General features: G+C 40.6%; 16 protein-coding genes. 14 read left to right on the top strand and 2 right to left on the bottom strand.

Features of this window, described 5'->3' with window-relative positions:
• The first annotated feature begins 24 nt into the window (after positions 1-24).
• Entirely contained in the window at positions 25-576 is a 552-nt protein-coding gene (locus tag V7147_RS11575) for a glycerol-3-phosphate responsive antiterminator (protein WP_335368013.1), read from the top strand.
• A gap of 470 nt (positions 577-1,046) precedes the next feature.
• Here V7147_RS11575 and V7147_RS11570 read toward each other — a convergent pair whose 3' ends face one another.
• A complete protein-coding gene (locus V7147_RS11570) occupies positions 1,047-3,401 on the bottom strand; it encodes a putative bifunctional diguanylate cyclase/phosphodiesterase (RefSeq protein ID WP_335368012.1) in 2,355 nt (784 codons plus the stop codon).
• A 257-nt stretch (positions 3,402-3,658) separates the two neighbouring features.
• Here V7147_RS11570 and V7147_RS11565 point away from each other — a divergent pair, with 257 nt between their 5' ends.
• The 3 genes from V7147_RS11565 (at position 3,659) to V7147_RS11555 (ending at position 4,374) form a co-directional block, all read left to right on the top strand.
• A complete protein-coding gene (locus tag V7147_RS11565; RefSeq protein WP_335368011.1) occupies positions 3,659-3,889 on the top strand; it encodes a DUF1659 domain-containing protein in 231 nt (76 codons plus the stop codon).
• Positions 3,890-3,924: 35 nt separating this feature from the next.
• A complete protein-coding gene (locus V7147_RS11560) occupies positions 3,925-4,140 on the top strand; it encodes a DUF2922 domain-containing protein (protein WP_335368010.1) in 216 nt (71 codons plus the stop codon).
• Positions 4,141-4,203: 63 nt separating this feature from the next.
• On the top strand, positions 4,204-4,374 hold the full coding sequence (locus tag V7147_RS11555) for a YvrJ family protein (RefSeq protein WP_335368009.1): 171 nt from the start codon (positions 4,204-4,206) through the stop codon (positions 4,372-4,374).
• Positions 4,375-4,410: 36 nt separating this feature from the next.
• Here V7147_RS11555 and V7147_RS11550 read toward each other — a convergent pair whose 3' ends face one another.
• Positions 4,411-4,794, bottom strand: a complete 384-nt coding sequence (locus tag V7147_RS11550; RefSeq protein WP_335368008.1) for a VOC family protein — start codon at positions 4,792-4,794, stop codon at positions 4,411-4,413.
• Positions 4,795-4,891: 97 nt separating this feature from the next.
• On the opposite strand from V7147_RS11550, the gene V7147_RS11545 reads away from it, so the two are divergent.
• From V7147_RS11545 to V7147_RS11500, 10 genes are all read left to right on the top strand, one after another.
• Entirely contained in the window at positions 4,892-9,901 is a 5,010-nt protein-coding gene (locus tag V7147_RS11545; protein ID WP_335368007.1) for a LysM peptidoglycan-binding domain-containing protein, read from the top strand.
• Positions 9,902-10,155: 254 nt separating this feature from the next.
• Positions 10,156-11,964 carry a sensor histidine kinase gene (locus V7147_RS11540; RefSeq protein ID WP_335368006.1) on the top strand — a complete coding sequence of 603 codons (1,809 nt, stop codon included), beginning with the start codon at positions 10,156-10,158 and terminating at the stop codon, positions 11,962-11,964.
• A complete protein-coding gene (locus V7147_RS11535) occupies positions 11,961-12,662 on the top strand; it encodes a response regulator transcription factor (protein ID WP_335368005.1) in 702 nt (233 codons plus the stop codon). Before V7147_RS11540 ends, V7147_RS11535 begins: the two co-directional genes overlap by 4 nt.
• 101 nt (positions 12,663-12,763) lie before the next feature.
• Positions 12,764-14,050 (top strand): ABC transporter substrate-binding protein, encoded by a 1,287-nt coding sequence (locus tag V7147_RS11530; protein WP_335368004.1) that lies wholly within the window; start codon positions 12,764-12,766, stop codon positions 14,048-14,050.
• 70 nt (positions 14,051-14,120) lie between these two features.
• The gene (locus V7147_RS11525) at positions 14,121-14,813 is read left to right on the top strand and encodes a hypothetical protein (protein WP_335368003.1); all 693 of its coding nucleotides are present in this window, start codon (positions 14,121-14,123) and stop codon (positions 14,811-14,813) included.
• A 15-nt stretch (positions 14,814-14,828) separates the two neighbouring features.
• Positions 14,829-15,764: a carbohydrate ABC transporter permease gene (locus tag V7147_RS11520; protein WP_438824579.1), complete on the top strand. Its 936-nt coding sequence runs from the start codon at positions 14,829-14,831 to the stop codon at positions 15,762-15,764.
• A complete protein-coding gene (locus V7147_RS11515) occupies positions 15,754-16,590 on the top strand; it encodes a carbohydrate ABC transporter permease (protein WP_335368002.1) in 837 nt (278 codons plus the stop codon). The genes V7147_RS11520 and V7147_RS11515 overlap by 11 nt, the downstream gene beginning before the upstream one ends.
• A gap of 27 nt (positions 16,591-16,617) precedes the next feature.
• A complete protein-coding gene (locus tag V7147_RS11510) occupies positions 16,618-17,958 on the top strand; it encodes an FAD-dependent oxidoreductase (protein ID WP_335368001.1) in 1,341 nt (446 codons plus the stop codon).
• 36 nt (positions 17,959-17,994) lie between these two features.
• On the top strand, positions 17,995-19,644 hold the full coding sequence (locus tag V7147_RS11505; RefSeq protein WP_335368000.1) for a DUF4127 family protein: 1,650 nt from the start codon (positions 17,995-17,997) through the stop codon (positions 19,642-19,644).
• Between the two features lie 366 nt (positions 19,645-20,010).
• Positions 20,011-21,099 carry a YecA family protein gene (locus tag V7147_RS11500; protein WP_335367999.1) on the top strand — a complete coding sequence of 363 codons (1,089 nt, stop codon included), beginning with the start codon at positions 20,011-20,013 and terminating at the stop codon, positions 21,097-21,099.
• Positions 21,100-21,113 lie beyond the last annotated feature (14 nt).

Below are 21,113 nucleotides of genomic sequence, written 5' to 3'. Positions count from 1 at the left end.
GTAAGTGTATACTACTAATAAAAGATGGAGGGGAGACAGGTGGATCAACAAATTTTGCCTGCATCGACGACGATGAAGGAATTTGAGTATTTTTTAAAAAGTAAATACGAAATTGGGATTTTTACGGAAATCCACATTGCTCAGTTGAAAAATATTAATAAGATGGCTAATCAATATGGGAAGAAGATGATCTTTCATGTGGATATGGTACAGGGGATAAAAAGTGATGAGTACGCGACGGAATATCTTTGTCAGGAATTTCAGCCGTATGGATTGATCTCGACGAAATCTAGTGTGATTCAAAAGGCGAAGCAAAAGGGAGTCTGTGCGATACAGCGAATGTTTTTGATTGATACGCATGCACTTGAGAAAAGCTATAAGTTGATTGAGAAAAACAAACCTGATTACATCGAGGTGCTGCCAGGAGCGATGCCGTGGATGATCCAAGAGGTCAAGGGAAGATTGAATATTCCTGTGCTTGCAGGTGGGCTTATTCGGACAAAAGAAGATGTGCAAAGAGCACTCGAGGCAGGTGCGGCTGCCATCACTACTTCAAAAAGGGAGCTCTGGGAATAACCAACCACTTCTGCTGAATANNTGCCACGATTTTTCAGCGGAAGTTTTTCGAGGCAGTAAGATCCAAGACTAAAAACGCCACATCCTGTGGCAAGTCTTTATGACCCACTTCCTATGGGCCTAAAAATCGGTCGCAAATACGCAATGGCGTATTTGATCATTCTTTTTTGATACAATTTGGCATAATTTGTTGGGAAGTTTTTATGTAAGCGTTGTCATAATTTCGTTATAATAGAGATAAGACAAGATGAGTTGAGGAGGCGAAGTGATGGAAGAGAATACGAATCAATTAGCAGTTGGCATGGTGTGGGGGACGACATTAAGTATACCTCTTTGGATTGCATTTTTTGGTTGGTTGAAGCTTCTGTCACATCTCTTATTATAATAGAAATGAAATGGGGTCATGATGCTAGCGCGTTATGGCCCCATGGTTTTTTAGGGGCCACGATAACTGTACCCGTGGCCCCTAATCACCGCTTAAGCCACTTTGCTTCGAATTCGGCTTTTGGGAGGGGCTTGCTGAAGTAGTAACCTTGGCCGTAGGTACAGCCTTCTTCAATGAGAAAGGCGAGTTGTTCTTTTGTTTCGATCCCTTCGGCGACGACTTTGACGTTAAGGTTATTAGACATTTGAATAATCATTTGAATTAAGATTTTTGAATCGGTGTTAAAATTTTTGATGAAAGAACGGTCAATTTTTAAATAATCGATTGGCAGTTGATGAAGAACACTTAAAGAGCTATAGCCGGTGCCAAAGTCATCAAGACTAATGGTGATACCTAGATTCTTCAATTGGTGAACGGAATCAATCGATTTTTCTAAATTCATTAAGGCACTTTCGGTAATCTCGATGTCCAAGCGATTAAGGCAAGCAGTGTCCCCTTCATTTACTTCCTGGATAAAATGATACAAGCTTTGTTTTTCAAAATGCTTTGCCGACAGGTTTACCGAAACTTTCTCAAATTCATAACCCGCCTCTGTCCATGAACATAACAATCCTAAAACTTCTGTTATAACCCACTCACCGACATCCACAATTAGCGCGGTTTCCTCCAGCACATGGATAAAAACATCCGGACCAAGGATTCCTTTTTTAGGGTGGTTCCAACGTAATAAAGCTTCAGCCCCGCGTAGTTTTCCTATTTGAATATCGAATTGTGGCTGAAAATATAGCTCAAATTCATGTTTTTCAAGAGCTTCCTTTAAATCCTGCTCAAGCTTAAAACGTTCCTCGACCTTTTTTAAGAGTGTTTCGTGATAAAACACAATTTCACTCCTGCCATGTTCCTTGGAGGCGTACATCGCAAGGTCTGCCTTCTGTAGTAATTCCTCTATCGTTTCGGCATCGAAAGGGAAACGCGCAATTCCGATGCTTGCAAAAACCTCTAATGTGAATTCATGATAGGAAATTGGCAGGCGGATTTCATTAGCAATTGCTAGTGCAATTTCTTCAATCGCCTTGTACCGTACTTTTGGAAGGGTAACAGCAAATTCATCCCCACCTATATGATAAGCAACACCTTGATCATCCGTTTTCGTTAGCCGTTTGGCAACCTCAATTAAAACGGCATCTCCAGCTAAATGTCCGAAACGGTCATTCGTTTTTTTGAATTCATTCAAGTCAAGATAAACAAGGCTAAAAGGAATTCTTTTCGTTATTTTTTCGGCAACATCCTCAATAAGCTTCCGTTTGTTCGGTAGATTGGTAAGTGGAGTATGGTAGGCCATGAAATGGATCTTTTCCAGGTTCCTTTTTTTCTCGGTGATATCCTTTATCATCCCATAAATTCCCTGGATTTTACCATCTACCGTAATGGGGATATTCCGAACAAAGACATCAATAAGGTCACCTGCGGAATTATATGCTTTAACTTCATATTCAACAACTTCTCCAGCCAATACTTTTTCAAACTGTTGTTTTATAGCTTTTTGTATAGATTCAGGTAAAAAGTGGTTAAAGTGCAAACCGATTACTTCATTTTTTCCCATGCCCGATAGTTTTTCAAAAGTATGGTTTAAGTCGATAATGACTCCACTCTGATCCAACATGATAATTGCCATGGGGTTTAACTCATAGAGGGAGCGAAAATAGCGTTCTTGCTTTTTCAAATCTTGTTGCTCCACATGCAATTTTTGCTGATACCAATTGCCAATAAACGCAATGAACATGAATAAAAACACGCTTAATAACAGGTAAGGGACAATGACTCCACCCTCATAAATAGGACCCTGGGCAGCATGTATAAGTCCTTTCGAAGACATATGACAGAGCACAAGGATGGAAATTCCAAAGGTTACTCCAACATACCACTTTTTTGAGGTTGTTTCTTTAATAAGCTCTTTTTTGAACAAGAAGCCCCCAACCATGCTAAAAATAAAGCAGTTAAGCACGCCAAGAAGAAACCATGAATTTAAAAATGAAAGAGAAAATAGATTATTTGATAAGATGATCATATAGTATGATGTACAACTACCTATCGTAAAAAAAATGCCTGCCACTAAATAGGAGGTATTCTTTTTAGATAATAGAGTAATTCCAAGAAAACTCATGATGAACACGATCATGAAAGAAACAATGACTTCTGGAATCCGAAAAATGATTGTAGATGACTCTACGTGACCAGAAATTCCAACGATATAAGCTGTTTTGGTACCAAGGCTAAATGTAAAAGCAGCAAGAAAGATCCAAAGAATACCTATTTGTTTTTTCGATTTAGGTACGATATTTAAGGCAATATCAAAGCAAATAATACCGGAAGTAAGGGCAATAAGTATTGAAAAAAGAGAGTATGTAATATTGTATTCTGACATAAAAATCGAAATCATACGTACACCTCGGGCAAAAGCATCTGTACGGATAGTATGAGCAAATGTGGGGAAATTATGGGAACCTCGGATACTTTTTCTTTTTTATGTATAAGATGGTTCAAATCGGGCAAGGATAAATAATGTATTCCCCCCCTTTGTTTATATATTTTGTTGAACCTCCTTTATGGAGGTATTTTTTTTGCCCTTTTTTAAAAAGAGATGCCCCTTTTTGCCCCTTACCTCTCTATAACTTAAGTGTAAAGGAGGTGAGGGACATGGCAGCAACTCAGGATATTCAAAGTACTCAATTACGCTTGGTGTTTGAGAACAGGTATGATGACAAAGGAAAGGTAATCCACAAAAACAAAAACTACAACAATATCAATCCCGTTGTAACAGCTCATGCATTGTATTCAGTAGCGATTGCGATCGAAAAGCTTCAAAGCTTACAGCTTGTTACATTAGAACGTAATAACAGCTATTCACTAGCAGGCGACGGAAAGTAAGGTTGGACCAATTCTTTAGAAAGGGGGAATAGAAAGTGGCTAAAACACTAGAAATGCAATTTATTAATCAAGATGGAAAAACAGCAACTGTTTCGATTGAGAATCCAAAGGAACCTGTTGATACAGCGGCAGTTTCCGCAGCTATGGATCTCATCGTGTCATCCAATGTGTTCATCACACCAGGTGGACCGATTATGGAGAAAAAAGGCGCACGCGTTGTCGAGCGCAATGTTGAATCAGTTGAATTTTAAATTAGTTTGGAGCCAGCTCTCTTTTTGGGAGTTGGTTTTATTTTTAGGAGAGGAGGAGGTTTGGTGGAGCAGTTTTTGCCTTTTATTCAGGAGGTTGGCTTTCCTGTCGTCGTGACATTCTATCTATTGCATCGGATCGAAACGAAGCTTGATAGTGTTATTGACTCGATTCAAATGCTGCCACAAAGCATGAAGGCCGACCCACCGTATGAAGCGAAGAAAAATATATCGTAATTGATCAAGCACCTGGCGGGAATCGTTGGGTGTTTTTTATGGCGCCACCAGCTCCACCTTTATCCTATCTGGATCCTCGAAATAGATAGCGTAATAGTCTTTTCCGCCAGCATAAGGAGTTCGATCGGCATACAGAATGGGAATCCCTTTCTCCCGAAGCATCTGAGTCACCTCGTCCACATGCTCTTTTGATCGCGCATGAAATGCCAAATGATTCAGCCCAACCCGGCAACGATGGTAGGGAACATCCGCAAACCGCTCTTCCACCTGCACAAACACAAGATAGGTCTCACCGTATTTCCAGCTAACTCCGGAATCCCATTCTTGATATTTTTGGTATCCTAGTTCCGTTAAAAACCAACCCCAAAATACGTTCGACTTCTCTAAATTGGAAACATATATTTCAACATGATGCAGCATAACAACCCCTCCTACGTCCATCTTAACTAAAAAAGGAATGAATAAAAAGGAAGTTGAGAAACTAAAACACAAGAGAATGGATAATGGGGTGTTCCGTTTGGAAATTCAAGGATATAAGCTTGTGAAAAATAATGAAGACTATACACTGGTTGTCTTTGTGGAGTCTCAAATGACAGAATTTGCATCAGAGTTTGGCGTACATTTTCAACAGGAAAAAAAGGATTTGAACACACAGATTCGTCATCTCGTAAAAGAAAAATTCCCGCACCTGCCGATTAAGGTCGCAAAGGTGTTAGCAGGTTCGATGCTGATTACGACCTTCTATTTGGGGGCGACCGCGCCAAATGTTGGGGCGCAAACCATCAGTGGTCCAACACAGACAGTGAATGATCTGTACATCGTGAAAGCAGGGGACACTCTATACTCAATCGCAATGCGCTTCAATGTGTCGGTTGATTCAATTAAAAAAATCAATGGGCTCTCATCGAATATGCTGTTTGTCGGCCAACAACTGAGATTGCCATTTTTTACATATACGGTGAGTTCAGGCGACACGCTTTACAACATTGCGAAGCGTTATAACGTGACGGTAGACCAAATCCGCACAACCAACAATTTAAAAACAGACATGCTTATGATTGGACAAAAATTGCGGATTCCGCAACTACAGACAACAAGTGCACCAAAGCCGGTTGAGCAGACTGTGACAGCACCAGCGCCTAAACCGGTGGTAGATACATCCACTTATACAGTAGTTGCGGGTGACACCTTGTACGGAATTTCCACAAGATTTGGCACAACAGTGGATCAGGTTAAGGCACTCAACAACCTGACGTCAAATGTGCTGAACATTGGGCAGGTGCTGAAGATTCCAGGCAGTGGGACTGTGACAGACCCGACAAAGCCAGATCCGACTCCAGTTCCTGCACCAACACCTACGCCGGTCACGACAAAATATACGGTAGTAGCGGGCGACACTTTATATAATATTTCGCAAAGATTTGGCACATCGGTTGATGCGATTCAAGCTGCGAACAATTTAACAACAACGAATTTATCGATTGGCCAGGTGCTGATGATTCCCGGAACTGCTGCTCCGATTACACCAGTAACAACGGAGGAGCCGCCTAAAAAAGAAACACCACCCGTTAACCTAGAAGCACCAACACTGGTTCATACCCAAATCATCAACAGGCAATCAGCTGCAGCCTATCTGGTGAAAGGGACGGCGAGTCCTGCAACGCGCGTACAAATGGTCTTTTTTGATGGAGTGAATGCACCGATAACAACGGAAGTCCTCACGAATGAAAAAGGCGAATTTAATGCGTTTGTGAATCTTAGCACATTGCGTGACGGACCGATCTCGATTACAACAAAAGCTGTTAATTCGGCCGGAAACGAAAGTGGAATGACGAAACTGACAGTTAAAAAGGATACCACGGTTGAGGTGCCCATTTTACAAAAACTACCGGATATTACCGGTAAAAATGTAGCAAGTTATACGTTCGCGGGAACAGCTGAGCCAAATGCAACAATTACAATTCGTGCTACAGATGGGGTTAATCCAGCGGTGGAAACCAGAATTACAACGAACGAAAACGGCGCATTCTCAACGGCCCTTAACTTATCTGGTTTAAATGACGGAACAATCACAATTACTGCAACCGCAACAGATGAAGCTCAAAATAGCTCCACACCGGCACAAGTTTCCGTGCAAAAGGATACGTTCGTGGGTGAACCTGTCCTTAGCACGACGCAAACGGTCAACACACAAAACGCAAATGGCTACACTCTGTTTGGAATGGCCGACCCCGGTGCGACCATACAAATTGTATTATCGGATGGGGTGAATCCCGAAATTACGGTTGAGGCTGTAGCGAATGCCAATGGCGAGTTCCGAACATCTGTAGACCTTCGCAGCTTGAATGACGGGGAAATTTTAGTCACAGCAAGTGCAATTGATGAGCATGGAAATCAAAGCGCAGTCGAGCGGGCAACACTCATGAAGGAAACAACTCTTGCGCCACCGGTCATTAACAATACGGAGATTATCAACGGTAACTCAGAAACGAGCTATCACATTTTCGGAAAGTCACAGCCGGGTACAACCGTGGATATTACCGTGTCAGACGGAGTAAATCCGGATATCATCACATCTACGACGGCAAATGAAAATGGGGAGTACAATGTTGCTGTTGATGTGAGCGCATTGTTGGATACGAACCTGACAATCTCAGCCTTCCAAACGAGTGCATCCGGCATTACAAGCAATGTGAGTAATGTAACGGTTGAAAAAGACACGAAGGCGCCGACCGCACCGATCTTGAACAACAACCAATTTATTACCGGTAAAAATCAAGCAAGCTACGAGCTAATCGGAAAAGCTGAGGCAAACACAGATCTTCGGGTTCGCATTTTTAATGGAAATGGGCAGGAACAAGTCGTGACTGCTACCACGAATGAAAATGGAGAATTTCGTGTTCCGGTTGATTTAACAGCTTTTTTAGATGGAGATTTATCATTTGAATTGACCCAAATCGACCGAGCAGGAAATGCGAGTCCAGCTGTAACTAAGACGTTGGTCAAGGATACAGTGGGGCCAAACGCGATTCAGTTGGAAACACCACTCCCTATTTTTTCGGACAATGTTTTGGTTTATCCTATTCGCGGTGTTGTTGAACCACATAGTACAGTTGTGATCGAATTTTCAGATGGTGTCAATGTCGTCACGAAAACGGTTGAAACGGATGACGACGGCAGGTTTGAGGAAAATTTTGACCTGGGTACTTTAAACGATGGCCAACTGACAGCCACATTCCGCGCCACAGATAATGCTGGAAACGTTGGCGAAATGCGAACTTTTAAGCTTGAAAAAGATACAACAGCACCGGTTGGAGTGGTGACAAATCAATCAGCTTATGTGAACATCAAGAACCAGTCCGATTTTACAATTACGGGTTCAAGCGTGGAAGAAGGTGCGACCGTTGAAATGGTCGTCAGTGATGGCACGACAACGGTGAGGCAAACCGCAAAGGTTGTAAACGGAACATTTACGTCCAATTTTAATCTGTCAGGGCTGAAGGATGGACCGTTGACCTTTGAAGCTCGGCAAACCGATCGAGCTGGAAATCGAAGTATTGCTGAGGCATTGACAATTGTGAAGGATACGGTCGTTGATCATGCAGTTGCAACGAAAAATGGCTTCCGTTATGAAAATATGCAGTATATATATACGGTGATTGGATCTGCTGAGGCGAGCGCAAAGGTTGAAGTTTCTCTTTTTGATGCTGATAAAAATGTGCTCGTAACGCGAATCGCGAATGCAGATGCAAATGGATTTTATTCGGTAGATGTGTATGTTGATCAGGCATCTAAGGTTGCATCAGCTTCGGTTACCCAAACTGACGTCGCTGGGAATACAAGCGCTGCAACCAATGTTTCTCTCAGCTCATACACGGTTGCTCAGGGCGACACTTTGTATACTGTGGCAAAGCGCTATAACACAACGGTTGACGCATTGATGACGCTCAATAATTTAACGAGTGACGTGCTTCGGCCGAACCAAACATTGCGACTGCCAATTTCAGCGAGCGAGGTAATCAATCTTGGGTATATGTATTTTGGCAATACAAAGGAATATGTAAACACGGTAAATTCAACGGGGCACGCCGTGAACATTGTCGCACCGAGTTATTTTGATATCAATCCGGACGGAACGCTGAAGCTGACCTACCAGGTTGACCGCAATTTTATCGACACGATGCACAGACAAGGAATTCGCGTCGTTCCATTTTTAAGTAATCACTGGAACCGTGATGTCGGTCGGGCGATGCTTGCGAACAAGGAACTTGCCGCCCAGCAAATTGCCGATGCGATTGCACGCTATAACCTTGATGGAGTCAATGTCGATATTGAAAATGTGAGCGATGCGGACCGCGCAAACTATACCGAATTTGTACGTTTGCTACGTGAAAAAATACCGCCGACGAAGGAAGTTTCCGTTGCGGTTGCAGCCAATCCAAATGGTTGGAATGTGGGCTGGCATGGGTCGTACGACTACACAAATCTGGCGAAATATGCGGATTATCTCATGATTATGGCGTACGACGAGAGCTATCAGGGCGGAAATCCTGGATCGGTGGCAAGCTATTCGTGGGTTGATAAATCTATTCAATACGCGCTTGCGCAAAATGTAGCGCCAGATAAAATTGTCCTGGGTATCGCACATTTTGGGCGCTATTGGATAGAGGGGCAAAACTATGGCGGCTATGGAATTTCAAACACGCAGGTTGAGACCATGATTGAGCGCTATAACGGTACCGTAGTGTTTGATGAGGTAAGTAAAACGCCAAAAGCGACTATTACGATAAAGCCTGGCGACCCGGTAACATTTGTAAATGGCGCCTCGCTTTCACCAGGAACCTACACCATTTGGTTTGAAAATAACGAGTCGATTCAGGCAAAGCTTGAACTTGTTGGCAAATACAATATTCGCGGTGTTGGTAACTGGAGTATCGGTCAAGAAAACAAAAGCGTCTGGAATAATTACACCACGACGTTGCCTAACACCGTACCAGTTGTATCGCCAATCTATACAGGTCCTGTTCAGAACTATAAAACATACACGGTTGCGTCTGGAGACACGCTCTGGGCAATCGCGAACCGGAACGACACATCGGTTACTGAGCTGAAGGATGCAAACGGACTTGCAACCGATTCACTATTTGTCGGACAGGTATTACGAATTCCAACAGATGTTGTTGCACCAACGGCTCCGCCTCCCACCGGGACCGTGAGCGGCACAACCGCACCTGTGTATACAGTAAATTATACAGTCATAGCGGGTGACACATTGTCGGCCATTGCTGCTAAAAATGGCACCACCGTGACCGCCATTAAAAATGCCAACAACTTAACATCGGACATGATCTACGTCGGGCAAGTCTTAAAAGTTCCAACAAATGTTGTGATGTATACAGTCGCATCCGGTGACACCTTATACGGAATTGCCAAAAAGTATAATACCACCGTTGCCAACATAAAAACATCGAACAACTTAACGAGTGACATATTAAATATCGGACAAACGTTAAAGATACATGTTTAGGTGAGTGAAACCCGAATGCCTGCGGCGGTATTCGGGTTCTATTTTTACTAATGGCCATGGGATGCACCTTAACGACCATAGGATGGATCAATCTTTATTACGAGGAGTTAAAAACAGGTTTCAATTCAAATTATCAGCTAAAAATATTGTCAATTAGCTGTAGTTTTCTTCCCCTAAGAAAAATTCAAAGGATTTCAACTAAAAATGTCGAAAGAAATAAAATAATAAAATACATCATTTGTGAGGGGAGATCGATGGGAATTCCACAATATCAGCAACTTAAAAGCTATTTACTTTCATTACCTTACCGCGTGAAACTTATGCTGGTTTTTTCACTCTTAATTCTCTTAACAGCTCTAATTTTGGGGAGCATCACCTATTATCAATTTGCAAGATCTAGTCAAGAACGGACGGAGGAGTACCAGATTCAACTGGCTGATCAAATTAATCAAAATATTAATCGGTATTTAAAAGAGATGCAAATTATTTCACTTTCACCACTATATGTTCAGCAGATTCTGGATATTTTAAAAGTCCATCAAGAACCAAGTACATCTACTGCATTTCCACCTGCTTCCGAACGACTCCCAATGTGGAGATATATATCAAGTTTAATACATATGAGAAATGAGATTAAGGGAATTCATATTTTAGCAAATGATGGGACCATTTTTAGTAATTTAGATTCGAATTCTGTAATGCTAAAGGTTTTCGAAAGAAACAATGACTGGATTAAGAAGATTGAGAAGGCAGATGGAGAATGGGTGTTACTACCCCTTCACCAACCCAATTACTATTTAAATAAAGAAACAGCTGTATTTTCAGTTGCCAGGCTTATTCGAGATCCTTCAACATATATGCCGCTAGGGATCATCAAAGTAGATATAAAGCAGGAACTTATTGAAGAAATTGTCGACAACGCTAACTCAAAAAGTCATATTTTTGTATTGGACTCAAGTAATCAATTTATTTATCCGAATAAGGAAAATAAAATTATTGAGCTAAGCTTTTTAGAAGAATTGGAAGGTGTTACAGTAAAAAACTATACGAGTATTCCAATTAACGGAAAGGATTACATGATGGTTTATAACGAATCCTCATATTCTGGGGTGAAAACCATTATGCTAACCCCTCGATCTGTCGTATTTAGTGAAGTGAATCAACTACGTAAGATGATTATTGTTGTTGTTATTATTGGTATTTTCATTTCTCTCTTATTAGGTTTTGTACTCTCCAAACCACTTGTACAATCACTCCATAAATTACGAAAAGCAATGGATAAGGTACAAAAGGGGAACCTTTCACAGAGGGTTGAAATAGAATCTAATGATGAAATTGGTCAACTTGGAAACGGCTTTAATCATATGATTAGTGAGATTGACAGACTAGTATCAGAAGTTTATAAAACTGGTTTGCGAGAAAAAGAGGCTGAAATAAGAGCCCTGCAAAGTCAGATGAATCCTCACTTCCTATATAACACACTTGAGTCGATTAATATGCTTGCAATTACGAAAGGAAATTTGGATGTGTCAGATATGGTATCTTCACTAGGGAGACTACTCAGATATACGATTGACAATTCTTCAAAGGTTGTGTCGTTAAAGGAAGAGTTGCAATTTATACAATCGTACATTTCGATTCAAAAGGTAAGGATGGGTGAAAAACTCCATTATTTTGAGGAAATGGACCCTTCCCTATATGATGCATTGCTACCAAAACTAGTACTCCAGCCCTTAGTCGAAAATGCGATTGTGCATGGTTTATCAAGTAATGGGGGCAGCATTTTTATTAAGGTAAACAGGAATGGCAATCATATTACAATCAAGGTCGAAGATAATGGAAATGGAATTACTAAAGTGCGCTTGGAAGAACTTAATAGATTAATAGAGAATCAGCAGCATACATCCTCTGAAAAACATAGTGGGATCGCTCTTTCAAATGTTCATGAACGGCTCCAGCTTTTGTATGGAAAACAATATGGAATACAAATAGAAAGTGGAGAAAAGGAAGGATTTTCAGTTATTCTAACATTTCCGATTCAAAGAATGGGGGAAGAAAAGTGAAGGAAATTCTTATCGTTGAGGATGAAGAGATTATAAGAACGGGACTAAAGGTATTACTCGAACAAGTAATTGGTGGTTTTACTGTTCGTGAGGCTAAAAGTGGAGAAGAAGGTCTATCGCTTTTACATCAACGACTTCCTCACCTTATTATTACCGACATTCGAATGGGAGCGATGAATGGATTAACGTTTATTTCTAAGGTTAGACAGATATCGAAGGAGGTTCCCATCATTATATTAAGTGGGCACGGAGATTTCGAGTATGCGCGAACGGCAATGCGTTATGGAATAACGGACTATTTATTAAAGCCGATTAACAGGGTGGAATTATCTGAAACCATTTCAAAGCATTTTAAGGATAAGGATGAGGAATTAATAGAAACCTCAAAACAATTTCAAAAAATTCTTCAATATATTGATGATCATTTAAGCAATGAAATAACGCTAAAGCACATTGCAGATTATGTATATTTGAACCCCCAATATGTGGGTCAGCTTTTTAAAGCAGAACTTAATCAAACATTTACAGAATATTTAACGGAAGAACGACTAAAACGAGCAAAAAAACTTCTCAAAGACACCAATTTAAAAGTGTATGAGGTCGCTCAGCTTTCGGGTTATAAAAGCCCTAAACATTTTATGATGGTGTTTAAGCAAGAAGTAGGAATGACCCCTGTGCAGTTTCGTAAATTTTCCTAACATTCAAATACCTAAGTTAAACGAACTATATCTCTTTTTGAGAGGATATTTTTTACTGGGCTTATTCCTTAAAATAGATATGAAAGGGAGGGATTACGATAATGAAAAAGCTTGGAATCATTTTATTAACATTTATTTTGATAGCGTTTTCAGCGGCGTGTAGCAATGATGCAGGTACAAGCGATTCAAAAGACGATGGAGACAAAAAAACAGATAAACAAGTTGAGTTAACCTTCATGATGTGGGGAAGTGAAGCTCATCAGGAAGTGTACAACAAATTAATCGCAAAGTTCAATGAGACACATCCAAATATTAAGGTGAAAATGGAAAGTGTTCCTTTCCCAGACTACCAGCAAAAAATTACAGTTTTAGCGGCTGGTAGAGAATTGCCTGATGTTGGATGGGTGGCAGAGCGCATGGTGCCTCAATTTATGGAAAACGATTTGTTAGAGGATGTATCTTCTTTCAAAGATGATGCTGAGTATAACATGGATGACTTTTTCCCATCAACGCTCGATCTATTTAAGAAGGACGATCAACTATTAGGAATTCCATTCTCAACTCCTCCATCGGTTATTTTTTATAACGAGGACTTGTTCGTAAATGCAGGTGAAAAAACACCAAACGAGCATGCAGAAGCAGGGACATGGACATGGGAGCAATTTGAAAAATCTGCAAAAGCCATTTCTGCTGATGGAGTATATGGTGCAAACTTCTTCCGTGATTGGAATACGTGGATTACGTTATTATCACACACGTGGGCAAACGGTGGGGACTTGTTTAATAAAGGCCAAACAGAATTCACATGGAATAGTCCACAAGGTGTTGAAACATTCAAAATGCTTGACCGTATGATGTTTGCGGATGCATCACATCCAAAAGCTGGGGAACAAGTAAGCTTTGAATCAGGAAAAATTGGAATGTTTTTCGATGTTTATAGTTATGTATCGGCTGCACGTAATGTCCAAGATTTTAAATGGGATATTGCACCACTACCTGAGGGACCAGAAGGTAGATTTCCAATGCTTGGTCAAGCGGGTTATGGATTATTCAAAGGTTCAAAACATCCTGATGAAGCGAAGGAACTATTAAAATTCTTTACAAGCCAAGAGGGAATTACAGCAACATCTACTTTCTTTGTACCGCCACGTGAGTCTGTTTTGAGCTCTGATGAGTTTGTGAATCAACCAAATAATCCGCCAGTCGAAAGCATTCAGAGGGCAGTAATTGATGAAATGGACAATGCAAGACTTCAAGCTGGCCATATTGAGTGGCAAAAAATTGATAACGCCATTCAATTCGGATTTGATGAGTTATTTGGACAATTAAAAGAGCCAGAAGACATCTTAAAAACAATGGAAGAAAAAATCAATCCATTATTGAAATAAAAGAATGACGAGGATGCGGTTAAGTGTGTTAAAAGCTTAACCGCTTACCTTTTACTAGGGGTGAAATCGCTTGAGTACATCTTTACAGCATATTTTGGAAAAAAAGAAAATGACATTAATAGTGAGTTTGCCAGAAAATCGGTTGGACTTAGCAAGGGCTGCCATTCGTGCTGGCGTTGATGTGATAAAAATGCATGTGAATGTTGAACATCGTGCATCGGGAAATCATTTTGGAGAGGTTGACTCTTATTCTAATGTATTTCGCTGTATTAGGGATGAATTTTCTGGACCACTCGGCATCGTTCCAGGTGGCTCATTTGAAGATATAAAAAGAACTGAAATGGAGAAACTTATTAATCTTGGTTTTGGTTTTTATTCGATATACGGGCACCATAAGCCAAGTTGGATGTTAGGGCTAGATCCAATCGAAAAAACATTTGCGATAACCAATGATTATGAAATAGGGAATATAGGGAATGTAAAGCATTTTGGAATTGTCGCCCTTGAAGCATCGATTGTCCGTGGAGAGGAATATGGTACGCCTTTAACATTTAAAGATGTTCTTGCCTATAGTAAACTCGTGCGAAGTGTAGATGTACCGGTGCTTGTTCCGTCACAAAGAAAACTGGTACCACATGATTTGCCAGCTCTTTATCAAGCAGGAGTAAAGGCGGTTATGCTCGGGGCAATCGTTACTGGACATACCGAAGATAGTATTGAAAAAGCAATATCCACTTTTCAAGAGGGTATCGACTCATTATAAAGGAGGTAGGATGAAGTGGAACCAATAGTACAAACAGCGAATCGCCTACCTCTGGATGGTGGAAAAAGGAGACGGAAATTCGTAGGTAGTGAGGCATTTTACGGGTATTTATTTGTTAGTCCAATGGTATTGGGATTCTTAATAGTAATGGTATTTCCGCTCGTATATTCGATTTATATTAGTTTTACAGATTGGCAGCTTCTTGGGGATCCAACCTTTATCGGACCGGAAAACTACGAAAGACTAGTCAATGACCCGGACTTTTGGGTGGTATTAAAAAATACATTAATTTTTGCGGCGGGACTGGTTCCGATCAATATTGTCCTTGCATTATTTTTGGCCCTTCTTTTACAACGTAATTTGCCGGGGATTGGCATCTTTAGAACGGCCATTTTTATTCCAGTTATGACATCAATCGTAGTCTGGTCGATTATTTGGAAGTATATGTTCGGGACAGATGAAGGCTTTATCAATCAAATGCTTGCGGTGTTTGGGATTGATGGACCAGCTTGGTTATATTCACCAAACCTTGCGATGGCAGCTGTCATTGTTGTCAGTGCTTTGAAAAATGTGGGGTTAAATATGGTTCTATTTCTAGCCGCCTTACAACAAGTAGATAAAAATCTTTACGAGGCGTCTGTATTAGATGGGGCAGGAAAAGGAAGACAATTTTGGAATGTCACACTCCCGATGATTACACCAACCGTCTTTTTAACCTTAATTTTAACAGTCATTGGATCAATGAAAGTGTTTGGCCAAATATACGTGATGACGGGCGGAGGCCCAGGAAATTCTACTAAAGTGCTAGTCTACTATATTTGGGAAAATGCATTTAAACTCTTTGATTTTGGGTACGCATCAGCAATCGCTCTCGTTTTATTTGTCATCATTTTAATCTTTACCATTATTCAGTGGGTTGGAAGAAGAAGGTGGGTATTCCATGAACAATAAAAAGAAAAACGGTATACTTACAAAAATTTTGTTTTATGTGACATTGTCATTGATATCACTGATTATGATTGTTCCATTGTTATGGATGGTTAATACATCTTTTAAAGACTCAACGAAGGTGTTTGTCTTTCAGTTAATCCCTGAACCCTTTAAATGGGAGAACTATTTAAAAGTACTAGATTCTACACCCTTCCATCTTTTTTATTTTAATAGCTTATATATTGCCATTCTTGTTACAGCCGGGACCATTTTTTTAGGTTCATTGGCAGGCTATGCATTTGCGAAACTGAAGTTTAAAGGAAGTTCATTCTTATTCCTCTGTTTATTAAGTACGATGATGATCCCAGTTGAGGTTATAACGATTCCACTATTTTTATTCATGAGGGATTTAGGATTAATCAATACACATGTTCCGTTAATTGCGATTCCTATTTTAGGCCCAGCAGGTGTATTTGGCGTCTTTGTCATGAGACAGTTTTTCCTACTAGTCCCTAAGGAATTGGAAGAGGCAGCAAAACTTGATGGTTGCTCGTATTTTCGAATCTATTGGAATATCATGCTTCCACTTGCAAAACCGGCAATTGCCACTTTAACCATTTTTACATTTTTAACAAGCTGGAATGAATTTTATGAACCACTCATTTACATCAATTCAAAAGAATTAATGACATTACCACTAGCTTTGGCCTTATTTACTGATGAGGTTGGAACGAAGTGGGAGCTACTTATGAGTGCATCTGTTATGGCAACTGTTCCATTGCTTATTGTCTTCTTCTTTGCTCAAAAGCAATTTATTGAAGGTGTCGCTATGACTGGTGGAAAGTAAGAAAAATGAAAAAAGGATGTGTCTATTTTGAAGAGAGAACTAGAGTTTGATGTCGTGGTTGCAGGGGGAGGTCCTGCAGGCATTAATGCAGCGATTGCTTCAGGTAGAGCAGGAGCAAAAACACTACTTATTGAAAGATATGGATTTTTAGGTGGGATGTCTACGGTAGCTTTAGTATATCCGTGGATGACCTTTCATACATCATCAGGTAAGCAAGTAATAAAAGGAATTGCACAAGAAATTGTGGATCGTCTAATGAAGCAAGATGGCTCACCGGGTCATTTACGGGATACGGTAGGCTTTACTAGCACACTAACTCCCTATCATCCTGAAAAATACAAGCTATTAGCACTCGAAATGCTTGAAGAAGCGGGTGTAGAAGTACTTGTTCATAGTTTTGTAGATAGGGTAGAAGTTGACGGGAACATTATTACATCAATTAATTTAACAACTAAGTCCGGACCAATCACTGTCTCGGCAAAAAGATTTATTGATACAACTGGAGATGCAGATATTGCTTTTTTATCCGGAGCCCCATGCTTAAAAGGCAGAGACAGTGATCATAAAACACAGCCTATGACAATGAAGTTTCGAATGAGGGGCGTCGATTTGTTAAAGGTAAAGGACGCGATGAAGGCAAACCCAAGTAATTTCTATAAAAATACCCCCATCGACGAATTAGATGAATTGCCACTAACGGGTGTTCAAGGCTTTTATAAGGAATGGAATGAATCAGGCGTTCCGATTAATCGTGATCAAGTGCTCTTTTTTGCAGGTCCCGAGGAGGATGAGGTTTTAGTCAATTGTACACGCGTTCAGGGATTAGATGGAACAGATGTATTTGACCTATCCGAGGGTGAAAAAGAAGGTAGAAAACAAGTACTGATGATGGCTGAATTTTTACAAAAGAAGATTCCTGGCTTTGAAAAAGCGTCTATTTCAGCTGTTGGTACACAAATTGGTATCCGAGAAACTCGCCGTATTGATGGACAATATGCCCTTACAATTGCGGATGTAGTGGCGGGGAAAAAATTTGAGGATACGATTGCTCTTAGTGGCTACCCAATTGACATACATGACCCAACTGGTAAAGGTGTTCAGGCAAATGACATCGAAGGAGATGGAAGCTATGGCATTCCGTATAGAAGCCTTGTGCCAAAGAAAATTGAAAATTTACTAGTAGCGGGGAGGTGTATTTCAACTACACATGAGGCATTAGCAACAACAAGACTTACTCCTAGTGCAATGGCAACAGGGCAAGCAGCTGGAACAGCCGCAGCACTTTCAATTACCGAAAATGTAGCACCAAAGGATATAGACATCAATAAGCTACAAGCGATTTTAGTAGAAAACGGGGTAGTTCTATAAGGTGTAAAAAAGTAAGTAATAATTAGGAGGAAACCAATGAAGAAATGGAGAAAAATGCTTTCTATTAGTCTCGCGGTCCTATTGTTATTTAGCTCAGCCAGCGTAATCAGTGCTGCAAAGGAAAAAGATGAACTTGCAACCATCTTAATGGTTCCACTCGATGATCGACCAGCAAACACTTATTTTCCAACCCAAGTAGGATATTCAGCTGGTGTAAAGGTGGTTTTACCACCTAAAGAGATGATCGGAATGTTTACGACTCCAGGAAATAGTGAGGAAATAAGCAAATGGTTAATCGAAAATGGAGACAAAGCAGATGGGTTTGTCATTTCAACTAGTATGCTAGCCTATGGGGGATTAGTTGCCTCTCGAACAGGCACAAAGTCACTTGAGGATTCTCTTTCCGATATTCAGGTGATTAAACAATTGAAAGAGCTATATCCAGAAAAACCAGTTTATGTGTATGATACGATTCAACGTTTAGCTGTCACGGCCATAAGTGATGAGTATTTAAAGTATTATTCACAGATAAGTGAATGGGCAGTACTTTATGATAAAGTTGTTAACTTAGGGATGGAAGGAAAGGAAAGACTTGACTATTTAGAGTCGATTATTCCTGAGGCTGTATTAGATGACTATAAAAAAGCAAGGGCAAGAAATCACACAGTGAATAATCTGATGATTGACTGGGTGAAAGAAGGATATATCGACTATTTGATCTTATCACAGGATGACGCTGCCCCTTATGGACTTCATCGAGCGGAAAGAGAGCTTTTACTTGATAAGGTGGACGCTCTTAATGTCGGAGATCAAGTAGCTGTTTTCCCAGGAGCAGATGAGGTTGATGTCGTATTGGTTTCGCGATTTGTGAATCAATTATTTGGAACAACACCAACATTCTTTGTAGAATATGGTGGGATTCACGGGGATGATTGGATTGCTCCTTTTGAAGATACAACCTTTGATTATAATGTTCAAAAACATATTGTCTCGGCTGGAGGAAAAGTCGTAACGAATGAAGAAGATGCTGATATTCATCTACTGTTAAACACTCCATCAGCTGCTGATTCAACAAGAGAGAAGGACATAGCGGGTCTTGTAGCAAGAACAAGTGAACTGATAGCAGATGGAGAACAGGTGGCAATCGGGGATGTTTGGATCGTCAACAAGGCTGACGAAGAGTTTGTGACCGAGCTTGCTGAAAATGTGGATTTAACCAAGATTCTTTCATACAGCGGATGGAATACGGCTGGTAATGCACTTGGTATCACAGTAGGTCACGCTGCAGCTCGGTATGCATTTTTACAACAAACGAATGGATTTGGTGTCCCATTATATGCACAGACAGCGGAGTACCATTACGAATTTTTACTCCATCGCTTTACGAAGGACCAAAGCTATAAAAACATCGTTCATCCTGCGGCAAGAGAGTATATTCAATCGATTGGAGCAAGTGAATGGGACCTTGGTGAAAAATATGATTTAGTTAATACCTTTGTTCAAGAAAAGCTCACACTTGAAACAGAAAAATGGTACCAGCATTTTGACGGAAAAAAAGTATACATCGGTTCAAGAGGAAACAAGGATTTCTTCAAGACGATTTCTGAGCTAGAGAGTGTCCATGTCAAACTGCCTTGGCCACGTATCTTTGAAGCGGAACTCGAGCCAGAACTTGAATTAAAATAAGAGTATTTTGAAAGAAGGTAGACTGATTTAGTCTATCTTCTTTATTTTGGGTTGATTTGTGAATGTGTGTGTGACGACGCAAATCCGTTCGCATTGACGCAAAAAAGTGTGCGGAGACGCAAAAATCCGAGAACCGACGCATAAATCCGTAGATTTGACGCAAATATCTGCCGGCGACGCAAATCCGGATGCATCGACGCAAATCCGAACGGCACCCACGCAACCAATCCGTCATCATTTGATCCACTCCCCCACTGGAAACAAAATTTCCACGATACAACGCAATTATGGCCGATATACCCACTCCGCCTTATGAAAATTATGATATGATAATGTCATAGTTAAAAGAGAAGGGTAATGATTTTCATGAAGGTTATTGGACGGAACGACCTTTGCACATGTGGGAGTGGAAAGAAGTATAAAAAATGCTGTGGCTGGTCTACGGTCGTTTCCATTGATCAAGTCGTGGAGAACGAGTTGAACGATATCCAGCATGATTTGTTTCAGTACGCATTTCACATGTACGAAGAGTTTTTAGATGACGTTCTGGATGAGTATTCGGATATTTTCGACGAGCTTCCAGATGATGTGTACGATTTATTTTCGTTCTTTTCACGAGTTTGGGTGATTAGCTCGATTCCAGCCGATGAGAAGACCATTTTAGAAGAATATGTCGATATCTATGGTCCGAAATGCAGTCGCCCACGTACACGCGACCTTTTACAGACATGGAAGGAAGTGCGTCCGTCTGCCTATACGGTGACTGAGGTTGATGAGCGGAGAACCTATATGACGGTGCGTGATATTTTTACCGAAAACGAGCACCGTGTCCGGATTTACTTAACAGAGACGGGAGTGGAAGCAGGTTATTTTGTGTTCGGAACGTTGTTGCCTGCTGGGGCGAACTCCATCTTTTTTCCAACATTTCTGGAGTTGCCAACGGATGTTGCGGAAGATATGCGAAAAATGATTCTTGACCTTTTTGAACAAAGTGGCGAGACCAATCCAGTTGATTTTATGACACATGAATTTATCAATGTCTTCATGGTTTTTATGTTCGGAAAAGATGCTGTCACCGCAGAGGATTACGAATGGAAAACACCGAAACAACAAGAAGTAGCCGAAATGTTTCAAGTCCGAATGAAGGAATACGATTTCGAAGAAGAAATAATAGGGATTGGCCTTTCGCTATGGCATAAATATTGTGAGCGCAAAAATCCAAGGATTATCAAAACGGGAATTTATGAAGCGGCATTGGTGTATATGGTTGAGCAAATCTTTCCGTATAATGGTGTATCCACCCAAGAAGAGCTTGCGGTGGAATATGACGTATCACCAGGCAGTATTTCCGCGAAATTTAAGGAACTCGAAAAAGTCCTACAGGAAGAAATTGCGAAATACGAGGCACTTGTCGATGCAGAAGAATTTGATGATGACTTCCTTTTGGAAAGGTAGAAACAACTCATTTG

Source organism: Bacillus sp. JJ1521 (assembly GCF_036965165.1).
GTDB lineage: Bacteria > Bacillota > Bacilli > Bacillales > Bacillaceae_L > Ferdinandcohnia.
The sequence above is the reverse complement of the archived record's forward strand: the minus strand, read 5'-3'. Positions and strand labels throughout refer to the sequence as shown.

Coding starts and splice junctions, on each gene's coding strand:
- V7147_RS11575 (WP_335368013.1), top strand. CDS start 25: ATGGAGGGGAGACAGGTGGATCAACAAATTTTGCCTGCATCGACGACG.
- V7147_RS11570 (WP_335368012.1), bottom strand. CDS start 3,401: ATGATTTCGATTTTTATGTCAGAATACAATATTACATACTCTCTTTTT.
- V7147_RS11565 (WP_335368011.1), top strand. CDS start 3,659: ATGGCAGCAACTCAGGATATTCAAAGTACTCAATTACGCTTGGTGTTT.
- V7147_RS11550 (WP_335368008.1), bottom strand. CDS start 4,794: ATGCTGCATCATGTTGAAATATATGTTTCCAATTTAGAGAAGTCGAAC.
- V7147_RS11540 (WP_335368006.1), top strand. CDS start 10,156: ATGGGAATTCCACAATATCAGCAACTTAAAAGCTATTTACTTTCATTA.
- V7147_RS11530 (WP_335368004.1), top strand. CDS start 12,764: ATGAAAAAGCTTGGAATCATTTTATTAACATTTATTTTGATAGCGTTT.
- V7147_RS11515 (WP_335368002.1), top strand. CDS start 15,754: ATGAACAATAAAAAGAAAAACGGTATACTTACAAAAATTTTGTTTTAT.
- V7147_RS11505 (WP_335368000.1), top strand. CDS start 17,995: ATGAAGAAATGGAGAAAAATGCTTTCTATTAGTCTCGCGGTCCTATTG.
- V7147_RS11500 (WP_335367999.1), top strand. CDS start 20,011: ATGAAGGTTATTGGACGGAACGACCTTTGCACATGTGGGAGTGGAAAG.